17 protein-coding genes and 1 tRNA gene are annotated in these 13,680 nt (G+C 39.6%); 9 read left to right on the forward strand and 9 right to left on the reverse strand.

Annotated elements, in window-relative coordinates; all coding sequences use genetic code 11:
- Window positions 1–49 precede the first annotated feature (49 nt).
- Window positions 50–274, reverse strand: coding sequence for a hypothetical protein (locus tag ASG14_RS20070; RefSeq protein WP_082491654.1), 225 nt, complete (start codon window positions 272–274; stop codon window positions 50–52).
- Between the two features lie 218 nt (window positions 275–492).
- Here ASG14_RS20070 and msrA point away from each other — a divergent pair, with 218 nt between their 5' ends.
- The 5 genes from msrA (at window position 493) to ASG14_RS16435 (ending at window position 3,097) form a co-directional block, all read left to right on the forward strand.
- Complete coding sequence (gene msrA / locus ASG14_RS16420) at window positions 493–981, forward strand: peptide-methionine (S)-S-oxide reductase MsrA (RefSeq protein ID WP_056872273.1); 489 nt, start codon at window positions 493–495, stop codon at window positions 979–981.
- Between the two features lie 95 nt (window positions 982–1,076).
- Window positions 1,077–1,235 (forward strand): hypothetical protein, encoded by a 159-nt coding sequence (locus tag ASG14_RS20440; protein WP_200940360.1) that lies wholly within the window; start codon window positions 1,077–1,079, stop codon window positions 1,233–1,235.
- A 442-nt stretch (window positions 1,236–1,677) separates the two neighbouring features.
- The gene (locus ASG14_RS16425) at window positions 1,678–1,944 is read left to right on the forward strand and encodes a hypothetical protein (protein ID WP_056872165.1); all 267 of its coding nucleotides are present in this window, start codon (window positions 1,678–1,680) and stop codon (window positions 1,942–1,944) included.
- Window positions 1,945–2,066: 122 nt separating this feature from the next.
- Window positions 2,067–2,154 (forward strand) — tRNA-Ser (locus ASG14_RS16430).
- 118 nt (window positions 2,155–2,272) lie between these two features.
- The gene (locus ASG14_RS16435) at window positions 2,273–3,097 is read left to right on the forward strand and encodes an ion transporter (RefSeq protein WP_056872166.1); all 825 of its coding nucleotides are present in this window, start codon (window positions 2,273–2,275) and stop codon (window positions 3,095–3,097) included.
- A gap of 5 nt (window positions 3,098–3,102) precedes the next feature.
- Here ASG14_RS16435 and ASG14_RS16440 read toward each other — a convergent pair whose 3' ends face one another.
- The gene (locus ASG14_RS16440; protein WP_056872167.1) at window positions 3,103–3,303 is read right to left on the reverse strand and encodes a hypothetical protein; all 201 of its coding nucleotides are present in this window, start codon (window positions 3,301–3,303) and stop codon (window positions 3,103–3,105) included.
- A gap of 175 nt (window positions 3,304–3,478) precedes the next feature.
- Here ASG14_RS16440 and ASG14_RS20315 point away from each other — a divergent pair, with 175 nt between their 5' ends.
- The gene (locus tag ASG14_RS20315; RefSeq protein ID WP_157274966.1) at window positions 3,479–3,649 is read left to right on the forward strand and encodes a hypothetical protein; all 171 of its coding nucleotides are present in this window, start codon (window positions 3,479–3,481) and stop codon (window positions 3,647–3,649) included.
- 20 nt (window positions 3,650–3,669) lie between these two features.
- Here ASG14_RS20315 and ASG14_RS16445 read toward each other — a convergent pair whose 3' ends face one another.
- From ASG14_RS16445 to pxpB, 5 genes are read right to left on the reverse strand one after another with little or no spacing between them, the layout of a single operon-like run.
- Window positions 3,670–6,237 (reverse strand): M1 family aminopeptidase, encoded by a 2,568-nt coding sequence (locus tag ASG14_RS16445; RefSeq protein ID WP_056872168.1) that lies wholly within the window; start codon window positions 6,235–6,237, stop codon window positions 3,670–3,672.
- A 10-nt stretch (window positions 6,238–6,247) separates the two neighbouring features.
- Window positions 6,248–7,429: an NRAMP family divalent metal transporter gene (locus ASG14_RS16450; RefSeq protein WP_056872169.1), complete on the reverse strand. Its 1,182-nt coding sequence runs from the start codon at window positions 7,427–7,429 to the stop codon at window positions 6,248–6,250.
- The gene (locus tag ASG14_RS16455; RefSeq protein WP_056872170.1) at window positions 7,426–8,187 is read right to left on the reverse strand and encodes a 5-oxoprolinase subunit PxpA; all 762 of its coding nucleotides are present in this window, start codon (window positions 8,185–8,187) and stop codon (window positions 7,426–7,428) included. The genes ASG14_RS16450 and ASG14_RS16455 overlap by 4 nt, the downstream gene beginning before the upstream one ends.
- Before the next feature lie 10 nt (window positions 8,188–8,197).
- On the reverse strand, window positions 8,198–9,196 hold the full coding sequence (locus ASG14_RS16460) for a biotin-dependent carboxyltransferase family protein (protein ID WP_235528608.1): 999 nt from the start codon (window positions 9,194–9,196) through the stop codon (window positions 8,198–8,200).
- Window positions 9,193–9,921, reverse strand: a complete 729-nt coding sequence (gene pxpB / locus ASG14_RS16465; protein ID WP_056872172.1) for a 5-oxoprolinase subunit PxpB — start codon at window positions 9,919–9,921, stop codon at window positions 9,193–9,195. The genes ASG14_RS16460 and pxpB overlap by 4 nt, the downstream gene beginning before the upstream one ends.
- A gap of 211 nt (window positions 9,922–10,132) precedes the next feature.
- Here pxpB and ASG14_RS16470 point away from each other — a divergent pair, with 211 nt between their 5' ends.
- Complete coding sequence (locus tag ASG14_RS16470; protein WP_056095640.1) at window positions 10,133–10,447, forward strand: hypothetical protein; 315 nt, start codon at window positions 10,133–10,135, stop codon at window positions 10,445–10,447.
- The gene (locus tag ASG14_RS16475; RefSeq protein ID WP_235528609.1) at window positions 10,440–11,120 is read left to right on the forward strand and encodes a competence protein; all 681 of its coding nucleotides are present in this window, start codon (window positions 10,440–10,442) and stop codon (window positions 11,118–11,120) included. Before ASG14_RS16470 ends, ASG14_RS16475 begins: the two co-directional genes overlap by 8 nt.
- On the opposite strand, the gene ASG14_RS16480 is transcribed toward ASG14_RS16475, so the two are convergent.
- On the reverse strand, window positions 11,117–11,833 hold the full coding sequence (locus tag ASG14_RS16480) for a DUF481 domain-containing protein (RefSeq protein WP_056872173.1): 717 nt from the start codon (window positions 11,831–11,833) through the stop codon (window positions 11,117–11,119). The genes ASG14_RS16475 and ASG14_RS16480 overlap by 4 nt on opposite strands.
- Before the next feature lie 140 nt (window positions 11,834–11,973).
- On the opposite strand from ASG14_RS16480, the gene ASG14_RS16485 reads away from it, so the two are divergent.
- Window positions 11,974–12,978, forward strand: a complete 1,005-nt coding sequence (locus tag ASG14_RS16485) for an LLM class flavin-dependent oxidoreductase (RefSeq protein WP_056872174.1) — start codon at window positions 11,974–11,976, stop codon at window positions 12,976–12,978.
- 2 nt (window positions 12,979–12,980) lie between these two features.
- Here the strand turns inward: ASG14_RS16485 and ASG14_RS16490 are convergent, their stop codons facing one another.
- Window positions 12,981–13,640, reverse strand: coding sequence for a DUF4142 domain-containing protein (locus tag ASG14_RS16490; RefSeq protein ID WP_162238749.1), 660 nt, complete (start codon window positions 13,638–13,640; stop codon window positions 12,981–12,983).
- Window positions 13,641–13,680: the final 40 nt, after the last annotated feature.

Here is a 13,680-nt window from a genome sequence, read left to right on the forward strand (position 1 = left end):
AGTTACAAACCAATATTTTTAGATCAGCTTAACGCTAATCACTTTCTTTTTAAAGCGGCGGACTATAAAATACCTCAAGAACGGTACAGTTAAAACCAAGCTTTTTAAATAGGGATATGATTACCTCATTAACGTTTTCCTGCGAATCTATGCGCAAAATCTTATCGCAGTCGTATAGGTCCAGGTTCCAGTTCACGTTTGGAAAGTTAAGCATTGGCTTTAGCTTGTGCAGTTCAACTTCAGATTGCACATTAGTTTTAAATACAGAAATCATAAGCTTTGGTTTTACTTCAGGAAAGCTTTTTTCATGAAGATTTATCTACGTAGACGAGTCAAAAGAGAAAATACTTTAAAATTTAAATTTTTTTTAAAAAAACTAATGAGGGAAAAATATGTAGAGTAAGATGTACCCGGAAGGCTGTGTATTAAATTACAATTATGTTGCCTTTGCCGATTATAATCCATGTAACTTTAAGATTTAAAAGAAAACATATGAATACAGAAAAAGCGATACTTGCGGGCGGTTGTTTTTGGGGCGTAGAGGAATTGTTCAGACAACAGCCAGGCGTAATTTCAACAGTTGTTGGATATACCGGTGGCGATGTGCCCAATGCAACTTACAGAAATCACGGCACGCACGCGGAAGGAATCGAGATTATCTTTGACCCAGCGACATTATCCTTTCGGAAATTGCTGGAATATTTCTTTCAAATTCACAACCCAACCACAAAAAACAGGCAAGGTAATGACGTTGGCATGTCTTATCGCTCTGCTATTTTCTATTTAAACGATGAGCAGCGGGATATTGCAAACGCCTTGATTTCAGAGATGGATGCGTCAGGGAAATGGCCTGGAAAAATTATTACTGAGGTTGTTCCGGCTGGCGATTTCTGGAATGCGGAAGAAGAGCATCAGGATTACCTGCAGAAAAACCCTTATGGCTACACCTGCCATTATGAGCGCCCCGAATGGACCTTGTAAACTTATGAAACTACATTAAACTTTTCGCACCAATAACTGTCAAAAACATACACACAGCGAAAGGCTGAAGTTATTGTTTACTAAACGGTTAGGTTATGAAAAGAATGGTAAATCTGTTACTCTTATTAGTTATAGTAATTAATTTGAGTGCATGCGTAGTTAGAACCAGAGCACCAAGAGCGCATTGGGTTCCCGGACATTATAATGTTGGGCCACATGGCGGGCGTTACTGGGTTCCGGCACATCGCTACTAATCCGCGAAGCAAAATAGCGACACATTGATGTTGCTATTTTGCTTTACCAGCCATTAGTTCTGAACAGACAAATTAAACTTGCAATTATCGAAGCAATCAAATACATTTGGATACAGAAAAGCGTAATAGAGGGTAGCATCGTCTATCGTATTAACCGACTTTTTTCTTAACCTTTTTTATAATGAGTTAGGAGAAACTATAAGCGAACCTAATACAGTTCTTTATTCGTTAATCTTATTCAATTTTGTGGATTGCCACAACTTAAAAGTGATGCCTTGGCTGACCTTTTGTTAAACAACCCACGCCATTTTAGCCCATTGCAAAAGCAACGGGCTTTTTTTTTGAATAATTGATTTTTGTCAACTCATTTTTAACAACAATTCAGTTTTTGAGTGGGTTTATAGCGCATCTAGCCGTATTTTTATGGCTATAATGCTCAATCATGGACGAAGTAATCGAAAATCAAAAAATCAAATCGTTTTTTAAGAAAATTGAACTGGAATGGCCCGGCAAAATCGACCGAATAAGCTTTAAAACACAGGATCTGGTCTTTATTCATTTGAAGGATGAGATTTCTCCTGCCGAATTTGCTGAAAGCTTAATGCCTAAAGTAAATTTGTTTGTAGATTTCTGCGGCCCTTTAAAAATTTGCTTTTTAAATATCGATGGAGAAGGCAGCAGTAGCCTGGTATTTAATCGGGTTGCTTAATAACGGAAGCAAAATTGATTAAAGCCATTTAATTTCTCTGGTTATCTTTCAGTTAGCTCAAAATAGTTTCGAAACTAAGATTTTAATTTGCTATTGCAGTCTGAGTTCGTATTTTTGCCGATGGAAAGCTGGCAGAGTGGTCGAATGCGGCAGTCTTGAAAACTGTTGACTGTCATAGGTCCGGGGGTTCGAATCCCTCGCTTTCCGCCAAAGGGAAAAAACTCAAACGAGTTTTTTCCCTTTTTTCTTTTAGAATTTTCCAGAGCTTAATGGCCAATAAACACAAACGCTAATTTAATTTGTTGTCTGTCAAAACTGATGTTTAAAAATGGATGCATCGAAAATAGACCAGCAACGATTTCGGTTGCATGAAATTATTTATGAATCGAACACAAAAGCAGGTAAAGCTTTTGACGTAACCTTGTTGTTCGCGATTTTTGCGAGCATTATGGTGGTTATGCTGGATAGCGTGGTAAGCATACACAAACACCATGGCAACCTTTTTAATATTTTAGAATGGGTTTTCACGGCGCTTTTTACAGTTGAGTATTTTCTGCGTTTAATCAGCATTAAAAAGCCATGGCAGTATGTTTTCAGTTTCCTGGGTTTGATTGACTTAATCTCGCTGATTCCTTCTTATCTGAGTATTTTTATCCCCGGAGCGCAGGCGCTACTGGTGTTTAGGGCGCTTCGTTTACTGCGGGTTTTCAGGATTTTTAAGTTGGGTACCTTTCTTACTGAAATTAATTTTTTAACTACAGCATTAAAAGGCAGTGTTCGAAAAATAAGCATCTTTCTGTTAACAGTACTAACGCTTACTGTAATTTTAGGCTCGATTATGTATTTGGTTGAAAAGCGGGAAAACGGCTTTTCAAATATCCCCGAAAGCATTTACTGGGCAATTGTTACCATTACAACTGTTGGTTACGGGGACATTTCCCCGGTTACGCCTATTGGAAAGTTTGTAGCGTCAGTTGTGATGCTGATTGGTTACGCAATTATTGCCGTACCCACCGGAATTATAACACATGATATTGCATTGGCCGCCAAACAGAAAAAGGAACTTCTCGAATCATGCCCTTCCTGCGGTAGGGAAGGACATGAAAATGATGCGTTGTTTTGTAAGTTTTGCGGTTCGTCGCTATACAGATAACGTCTTTAAGATTTCTTCCGGGCTTTTTTTACATCCGAATTTTCTCCGAGAAGTAATGTTGCCATCAGCTCGAATTTTTCCGGATTTTGGTTGTATTCTTCTTCTATCGTTTGCCATTTCTGAAGTTCAACCTTCGCGTTTTCAACTTCAACTTTTAAAAGTTCTATTTTATTTTGCAATAACTTGCTAATATTTTGATTTGCCATGTTGCAAAATTAATAGCTTCCAACTGCATTAATTATAGTAAGTAGTCATAAAAAATGTAAGTAGCTGTTTTACAGTATTAAAAAAAACAGGATTTAGCTGCTTGCCAGTGTAACAAAATTTTATCAAACAAAATTTAAAATAGCTTGTCTTTTTTATGTACGAAAACTAATAACCATGATAAATACATTCGACTTTTCTAGTTATTTAAAAGGAACAAAACTTGCTGCCGATAATGTAAAAATGCAGGTGATACAGGAAAATCAGGCTGATTTAAAAGAACAGCGGGAACGATTGTTAAAATGTCTTTTAGACCATTTGAATAATGAAACCGATTCAATTGAATAACATTGCTTTGTTCCGCATAGCTAATTCTTCAACAACTTCTTTGCCTTAAATAAATTGTCTGTAGACTGCAGAATTTTATCTTTAAGCTTTGGGTTATAACCCGGGTGAGTTTTTAGAAAGTCTGTAACAACCTGTTCAGCTTCTGCCGACTGATAACTGCCAAATGTTGCAGATAACCAGGATTGCGGAAAGAAAATATCGCCGGTTTTCTGGATTTCTTCTAATAGTTTAAGGCTTTCTGGCAAATATTTTATTGAGGTATTTTGTCTCAGCGGATGGTGCAAATAAGAAAGCGCAGTAGTTACAAACGACTCTTTTGCCCTGTTTTTTCTTTCTTTTAAACTGAAGAAAAAACTATCTCTTACGGCCTCCACCGAAGAAAGGGCTGGTATCAAAAACATTAGCCTGGCTTTTCTGTCGGTGTTCGTAATTCTTTGCAATTGCTGATTTAAAACGTTTTTGGCTGTGTCAGCTTTTAATGCAATCGATAAAGCCAAACCCGTATAATCTTCATCAATCAATTTTACACCCACAGGTGCTGTTTGCGTTTCCCAAATGTTATAGATTTTTTTAGCTGCTGAAGCGCTTAAATAAATATTCTGATAAGTATTAAATAAAATCTTTTTGTTATTGGGCGCAGTCTGATGTTCCATTGCCTGCCAAATCGCGTCTTCCAAGGTTTTGCTCAGGGCAAGGCGATCACTCGGCCGGGTAAAGTTCCAATATAAACTTGTTAAATAACCAGTTAAAAGGCGCAAATTCATTTCATTTTGCTCCTTCGATAAGCCGATCGTTAGAAATCTTAGAAGTCTCTTGGGATCTAAGGATTTGCCTGCCAGCGTGTTTTCGTACGCATTTATATAAACTGATGCACGCTCCAAAGGACTTTTAAGTTCATCGAAGTTTTCCAACATCATCATTTCCTCCGGGAATATTCCGTAACCCATTCCATCGGCGTTAAAGAGTACAAATGATGGCTTCGCTAAACCTTTTGCTTCAATTAAATCAATAGATGCATTTTTTATATTAACAGAAATCGTTTTACTGTAGGTGGGGTAGAAAAGTTTAACACTAAATAGCTGAGGCCAGATTCTTGCGTTTCCGCTTTCTGGCTTTTGAGAAATCGTCAAACTACTTATTTTATTCTCCTGATAATTTATGTTGTAGTTAAAAACCGGCCGACCGGGCAAATTCACCCAGACTTTATTCCATTCTTCTAAATTAGTTTTACTGTATTTGTTCAGGATAGCAATAAGTTCTGTCCAGTCGGCATTATTGTAGCTGTATTTTTTTAAATATTCTCTGATGCCTTTCTGGAAATTTTCTTTGCCCATAATCTGCTCCAGTTGTCGCATCATAATCGGTGCTTTGTGGTAGATGATGTTGCCGTACATAGAACCTGCATCCTGTAAATTATCCAACTCTTGCCTAATCGGATTTGCGCCTGCAGTTCTGTCGATACCATAAGCAGCAGGGTAGTGGTCTTGAAGGAATTTTAAGTCGAAGGTATTTTTACCCATCAGGTTTTCGGTAACTTTATCGGCCATAAAATTTGCGAACACCTCTTTCATCCAAACATCATTAAACCACCTCATGGTAACCAAATCGCCAAACCACATGTGTGCAGTTTCATGCGAAATCAGGTTTGAGCGTGAAATGAACTGATCGCGGGTTGCGCCCTCATCTAAAAACAGTGCTGATGATTTATATTGAACTTCTCCAGGATGTTCCATTCCCCCGAACTGAAAGTCGGGTATGGCTGCAAAGCCAATTTTTTTAAATGGAAAGGGTATGCTTGTCCAGTTTTCTAAGAATTGGATTGCGTCTTTGTGCGCAATAAAAACCGAATCTACACTGAGCCTGAGCTTTTTGTCGTCAGTTTCCCTGTGAAGGAATTCCATAGACCGGTTACCAAATACCTTTTTTAAAGCACTAAATTTTCCGGCAGCAAATGAAAAAAGATAAGTTGGAAGTAAATCTGATTTATCGAAACTGTAAGTATTACCCAAACTTGTAGCAATTGAGTCTTTTTTATTGCCGTTTGCAAGCACTTTCCAATCTTTTGGCACCGTCAAACTTAATAAAAACCGTGCTTTCAGGTCGGGCTGATCAAAACATGGAAAAACAGTTCGGGCATGGTCTGGAACAAATAAAGCGTATAAGTAATCAGAATTTCTATTTAGCGATTCATTGCCTGCGATGAACTGAACGGCAATATTGTTTGATGATTTTCGAAGGTGTTGTTTATCAATTATCAGATGCTCCTGTTCCAGTCTAATTTCACTCGGTTTACCGTTAACGGATACACTTTTAATGTGCGTTACGTCCTGCTTAAAATCCAGCTGTAGCAACGGGGGCAAATCCTCCAAATTAAAAGTGATTTCTTCATTAGCCAAAATATCAGCGCTTTTGTCGGCAGGGATGTTGAAATGAATTTTGTATTGAATATCGCTAATCATCGCTTTGCGATATTTTGCCAGTGATAAGGAAACTCCAGTTGTAACTAGCGGATTTGGTAGTTTTTGAGCGGATAAACCTGAACTTAACAGCAACAGGGTGAAAAGGAAACAGATTAAAAATTTCGACATAAATTTAAAATTATGGAGTCAACATTTGGGCAATTGTGCCGTAGCCCATCCAAATCATGGTTAAAACCACTACGCCGCCGGCAACTGTGAGCCAAAGTGGTTGTTTATAGCCAAAAACAATTTTTGTGCGATAAGCAGCAACCAACATTACGCCGAGGGCAATTGGCAGGATTAATCCATTTATTGCGCCAACGGTCAGTAATACCTTTATCGGCTTTCCAATTATCACAAAAATAAGGCAGGAGATTAATATAAAAACGATAATAATTTCCCGGTTGTACTTTAAGATTAACGGGTGAAAACTTTTAATGAATGAAACCGATGTGTAGGCAGAACCAACAACTGAAGATATTCCTGCTGCCCAAATAACGATACCGAAAACTTTATAACCAAATTGGCCGCTCGCCAGTTTAAAAACCGATGCTGCAGGATTTGCGGGGTCTAAACGTGCACCAGTGCTCACCACACCAAGCGCTGCAATAAAAAGGAGCAATCGCATTACCGAAGCCAAACCAATTGCACTTAAGGCACCTTTGTTTACCGCAGACAGATTATCGATGCCAGTTTGACGGGCATCCAGTAAACGATGAGCACCCGAAAAGGTAATGTAACCACCAACGGTACCGCCAACAATTGTGAGTACAGCTGTAAAACTGAACTGTGTTGGATTTACGGAGCGAATTGCGGCTTCTGCAAGCGGAGGATTGCTGACCCAGGCGATAAATAAAGCCAGAAAGATTTTCAGGATGCCCATGGTTTTAGCAAATGCATCCATCGCTTTGCCGGCTTCTTTGTATATAAATATGCCGATAGCAATAATCGCACTAATTACGGCACCCTGGCCAACACTTATGCCAAACAGTACATTTAAACCTAAGCCGGCGCCGGCAATATTCCCAATATTAAATGCAAGGCCACCCAAAAAAACAAGAAAGGAAAGAAAGTAGCCCAATCCCGGAAAAACTTTGTTCGCAATATCCTGGGCGGGTTTATCGGCCACTGCAATTATACGCCAAATGTTCAACTGAGCAATGGCATCGAGCACAATAGATAACAAAATAACGAACGCAAAGCTGGCACCCAACTGTTCTGTAAAAACGGCAGTTTGAGTTAAAAAACCAGGCCCGATGGCTGATGAAGCCATTAAAAAAGCCGCACCAACTAAAACACTCCAGTTGTATTTTCTTTTCATTTTTTATGCGACTGAATAATAATACCGGCAGCCTTTAATTGTTTAGAGATTAGTTTTGCAAACTCTACTGCATGCTGCCCGTCGCCATGGAGGCAAAGCGTTTCTGCTTTTAAAGCTATTTTCTGCTTATCTGTTGCGATAACACATTGATCTTTCACCATCATCAAAACCTGGCTCAAAGCCACCTGTTTATCCGCAATGATTGCGTTCTCTTCACTTCTAGGCGTAAGTTGTCCGTTGGGTTGGTAAGTGCGGTCTGCGAAAACTTCCGATCCCGAAGGCAAGCCAATTGCTTCGGCGGCTTTTATCATTTCGCTTCCTGCAAGGCCATAGAAAATCAAACCCGCGTCGAAATCAAAAATGGCCTGGGCAATTGCTTTTGCCAAACCAGTATCAGTGGCCGCCATGTTGTATAATGCGCCGTGTGGCTTTACGTGATTGAGTCTTCCGCCGGCAGCTTTAACAAATCCGTGCAGCGCACCAATTTGGTACAGTGTAATTTGGTAAGCTTCAGTTGCGCTAATTTTCATAGCCCGTCTGCCAAAACCCTGCAAATCTGGTAAGCCTGGATGTGCGCCGATCGCAACACCTTTTTTTATGGCCAGATTTACCGTTCGCTGCATCACTTCCGGGTCGCCTGCATGGAAACCGCAAGCAATGTTAGCCGAGGAAATGTAATCCATTAAAATCTCATCGTTAGGCATAAAGTAATTGCCAAACGCTTCGCCCATGTCACAATTTAGGTCAATACTCTGCATTAAAAATAGTTTAGCTTAAGAATTTGTTTTTAACCGCGAGTTTAATTTTTTGTAATATTTTTTCCTGCTGAATATACAGCATTTCTGCTTCATCAAAACTAATTTCGGTAAAACAGATGGTGTCGTTTGGTTTTAGCTGTGCGCAAAGCGATAGGTCAACTGCGGTAACTTGTCCAATTCTTGGATAGCCACCAGTTGTCTGGCAATCGGCCATCAACAAGATCATTTCGCCATTTCCGGTAACCTGAATAGTGCCCGGACAAACCGCTGTACTTAACAATTCATCTTGTTTGCGCTTTGATATTTTATCGCCCGAAATTTGAATTCCCATTCTGTTGCTATTTATACCGACGAAAAAATCTTTAGAAAGAAAGTTTATAATAGAATCAGGGCTAAACCAGGTAAATTCCCCGGCTGGAAAAACCCTCATCGTTTTTTTATCGGAAGGTAAAAGAGAGGAGCGGGGAATGAACCACGCAGGCCAGGAAATTTTAGGTCCTTTAATACTTGCTATTATTTTTTGCGATAAGGAACTGAGATTTTCGCCTCCCGATAGCCTGTCGCCAATTTTTAAACATCTTCCTTCCAAGCCCCCGAAACCACCAAGTAAGTAGGTGCTTTTGCTCTTAAGCACATCGGGCACTTCAAATCCTCCGGCTATTGCAAAGTAAGTTGTTGCGCCTTCAGGATTGTTTGTCAACTTAATTAAGGTGCCGGCTGGGATAAAAACCGGTCGTTCTGACGGTATTTGTACGCCATCAGCTACCAGCATTGCACCATCTCCGGCGTAGGCAATTACAAGATCCGTTTCTGCTTTAAACGCTGCCGCGGCATAAGTAAATTCGATTGTTGCAGAATCCTCCTCGTTCCCTAAAGCAATATTTGCAATCCGGGCAGATAAATTATCCATTGCGCCGGAGATAGGTACAGCCTGGGCAAGGTAATTTTTCCGTCCGCCATCTTGAACGGTGGTTAATATGCCTGGTTTTAAAATGCTTATCGTCATCATTTCTCCAGCGCTTTAAATTCTTCTAAGTTAACCGATTTGAATTGCACCTCGTCGCCTGCTTTTAAAAGCGAAGGCTGTGAACGGTCTGAATCGAACATTTTCAATGGTGTTTGCCCGATAATTTGCCAGCCACCCGGCGTTTCCAAGGGGTAAATTCCAGTTTGTTTTCCGGCAATTCCGACACTCCCTGCTGCAACTTTTGCTCTGGGGACTAATTTTCTGGCAGTTGCCAGTCGTTCATCCATTCCACCCAGATAAGCAAAGCCAGGTACAAAGCCAATCATGTATACCTTATAAATTTGACGGGTATGGAGGTCGATAACTTCATCAACAGATAATTTAGCATTCCTTGCAACCTCATCTAAATCCAAACCATAATCGGCAACGTAGCAAACAGGTAGTACAATGCGTTTTGGAGTAAAATTCCGGCCATCCAACTTACTATTATCGCTCAGCGACTTTAAATAATGTGATACCTTTTCAAAGCCGTTGTCGCCACAAAGCTCACTACTACTTACCTCTAATAGATTGTAAAAAATACTTAACGTGGTATAACCCGCAACACATCCCTTAAAACCTGGAAAAGGATTAGCTTCGAGCAGCAAATTGAAGCGGGCGATTTTAGCAGCTGTTGGTTCTGCAATTTCGCTCCCGAAAGTAAGCGTAACTGCCTGCTCGCTTAGCGGATAAATCTTGAAATCAAATTCAGAGAATAAAGTCGACAATGCTATACATTAATGTTTCCGCTCTGAATATATAAATTTCAATCCTTTTTAGGTGCAATTTTATTTCATTAATCAACAGTAAGTTACCGCACGGAGGGTAAATTTATATCCTAAATATTTGCTTGCTAAAAATATTAGTATATTTTTGCCGTTGTAACAGTAGTTTATTTGTTGATGCTATTGTTCCAAAAAGATTAATTGAAGATTATATATGACGGTTACCGTACTTGCCATTACAGAAACTGATTTTGTACCGGATATTTCGCTTTCCAAAATAATGAATGAACGACTTAAGCAAGCCGCTGCCGAACTGCAGGATATTCATTTGCAGGCTATGCTTTCTGTTGGGCAACCGAAAGATGATCTGGTAATTTACATAAGTTACAATCCAAAATATACGATTCGTTTTCGCGTGGTAAATGATGTGCCGGAAGAAGTTGAAAATTTTGTTGCTTACACCTGTGGTAATCTTGGCTATATAAAATGGAAAACCAATGTGGTGAACATTTTTAAAGGAAATGAATAGGAGTGAAGAAAATCTTATTACAGAATTTCCGGATGCTGCTGCGTTAAGTCTGCCACCGCTTTGGGTTCCGGAGAAATATCATAAAGAAAGTGTATGGCATAGAAACTGGAAGAAAGCTTTTCCGCTGGAGTATAGGGAAAAAAGTTTTTGTTGCCAAACCACAGGCGAGTTACATCGTGCAGATGTGTATACACCTTGCGGCACCGCAATAGAGTTTCAGAACTCGCCAATAAGCGTTGCTGAGATGAAGAGCAGGGAAGCTTTTTATCCAAAGATGATTTGGATACTGAATGGAAAAAAATTCAAAGGCTTTAAGATTTTAAAGAACCTGCCTCACCCGGATGATCCAAAATTAAAAGACTACGAATTTAGAAAAAGCGACCACCTTTCTATGGTTAGGAAGGCTGATGTTTTAAGGGCGGTTGAAGTCCCGAAGGTTTTAAATTTCTACCATCCAGAAATAAAGGGTGTAAGCATTACCTCAAATTTTTATCATTTTTGCTGGAAACAGCCTCATGCTGTATGGTTTTCCGCAACAGCACCAATAATTGTTGATTTGGGAGGACATTTTTTATACCGCATGCGGGTGAGAAAGCAACTTTCGGGCGATTATCCGTTTCTGGAAATGATTAACCGAAAAACTTTTATAGAGCGCTATGTTTGTTTTGGTTAAAAATATTTATCTACACTTAACCCGTAAGTTAAATTTAAGTTTTCCCGCCCTGTAATGTTTAACTTGTTGTAATTTAAGGCTGTTGTTAAACTAATCCACTTTCTGATTTTAAGGCCTAAGGTTGTTGCAGAACGAATAATGTAATCGCCTTTTCTGGCATAAGAATTTTGCAAAAAGTGGCTTCCATCTATTGTGATGATATCTTTAATTAAAAAATGATATTGCAACCTCAGCGAATTTCGAAGTGTTGTATAATTTTCCAGTTCAACCAAACTGCTTTTATCAAACAAAATTCCATTACTTAAATTGATGTACGCATTCGGTTTATCGATAAAGTTGTAAGCGATGCCAACACCGGCAAGTAATTGGTTTTTAATCTGCAGGGAATAACTGGTGTTGTAATTAGCCAAACCCCAATAGTAAAAATGCGGAAAGGTTTTGTACAGGTTAAAGTTCATCGTTGTTGAGAAATCGTTGTTGCTTAATGCACTATTTTGCTTACCGTAAAGCCATGTGCTGCTGCTATTTAAAACGATACTTTTCTTCTTCAAACCAAAATTCAAACTGTTATTTAGAAGGTATGCGTTCTCGTTATTTGTTCGGTTTACCGAACCCGAGGATGACAGCACGATGTGGTAATTGGTAGAATCCGTAAACTGGCCGAAGGCGTTTGAACCCACAATGGAAAGCAAAAAACTCAAAAGTAACTTCATACCTCCTTTAACAGATTTTTTCAGCCTGATGTTTGCTAATTAATCAAACTAAGTATGAACTGTTTCCATACCGTCATTTGTTTTAGGATAACCTTTGAATGGATATATAAACAATATTTTTGTGCTTTATTATTCCCGCTATGTTAGAAAATACCTTAAAAAATATACCTTATTCAGTTCTCGATCTTGCCACTGTTTTAGACGGCCATACTGCTGCAGATACCTTTAAAATGAGTTTAGAAATTGCACAGCAGTCCGAAACATTGGGCTACAAAAGATATTGGTTTGCCGAGCATCACAACATGGCTGGAGTTGCAAGTTCGGCACCGGCGGTTTTGATAGGTTTTATTGCCGGTGGTACAAAGACCATTCGCGTTGGTTCTGGAGGAATAATGTTGCCGAACCATGCGCCGCTAATTGTTGCAGAACAGTTTGGAACACTTGCGTCACTTTATCCAAACCGAATTGATTTAGGCCTTGGTCGGGCTCCGGGAACGGATCAGGTTACGGCTTTAGCCATCCGGGGCGAAAATTTTAATGCTGCGCATAGCTTTCCACGTGATGTAGAAAAACTCCAACAATTATTTTCCGGAGATAACCGCACATCAAACGTTCGGGCAATGCCTGGCGAAGGTCTTGAGGTGCCCATATGGATTTTAGGATCGAGTACAGATAGTGCAAGGTTAGCAGCCGAGAAAGGCTTACCTTATGCCTTCGCAAGTCATTTCGCTCCCGCATATTTTGAGCAGGCAATTACAATTTACCGGAATAATTTTAAGCCCTCTCCATTTTTGAAGGAGCCTTACGTTATGGCCTGCGTAAATGTTGTAGCCGCCGATACTGATGCGGAAGCTGAGGTTTTGTCTAGTTCGGTAAAAAGAATGTTTCTAGGCGTAATTACCGGCAGGCGGGAAATGCTTAAGCCGCCTGTAGAAAATATTAACGCGTATTGGGATCAATTAGAAAAAGAAGCCGTTGAGCAAATGTTGTATTATTCATTCATTGGGAGCCAAAGTACAATTAAGGCCGATTTGGAGCGCTTCGTTTCAAAATTTGGCGTAAATGAAATCATGACCACATCCCATATTTACGATTATGACGCAAAGCTTCGTTCCAACAAATTACTTGCTGAAATATTTCAATAAAATTAATTAGCGGAAAACTTTTTAAGCTGTTCCAGTTGGGTTTTCGCGAACATTTTAAGCTCCGGGTCGCCAGATTGTGCTTCTTTCTGGTAAATCGAATTTAATTGCGCTAAGCTTTCCTTCAAATTACCTAAATATGCGCTGTCGAATTTAGTACCTGAAAGGGAAGCCAGCCCTGATGTTGCAGCTGGAGTAGCTGGCAAGTTTTTTGGACTTCTTGTTCCATTATTGCCAGCTTCGCCGGTTCCAGATTGATTCCGGCTCGTATCCCGCATATTTTCAGGTGCCGAATCTATCCGGCCATCAGGGCGCATGCCACCTAAAGGCTTGCTCATGGGTAAGGCAACATTTTTTCTTTTCGCCAGCGCCCTCAGTTCAGTATTACTTTTTGTAAAGTAATCGGCAAGTTTTTTAGCCAGCGTTTTAGTTTTATTTGTACCCGAATTTAGCGCCAGGCCCGCTGCCTCCATTTCTTTAATGTTTATGGCGTATGCAGTAGAAATAGTATTCGCACTATCCTGCTTGTAAATAATTTTAATTGGTGAATATTCAACGCGGTTTTTGGCCTGCGTTTGCCCTGCCGAAAGAATTAATGCAATGCCTGCAGCGAAGAAAGTTGAGTTTTTCATATCCTTAAGATGTTCTAAGATTATAACCTTCATACGTTTAAAAAGTTTTGTGATGTTAAAATCCATTGGTTAA

Source organism: Pedobacter sp. Leaf194, assembly GCF_001423945.1.
Classification (GTDB): Bacteria; Bacteroidota; Bacteroidia; order Sphingobacteriales; family Sphingobacteriaceae; genus Pedobacter.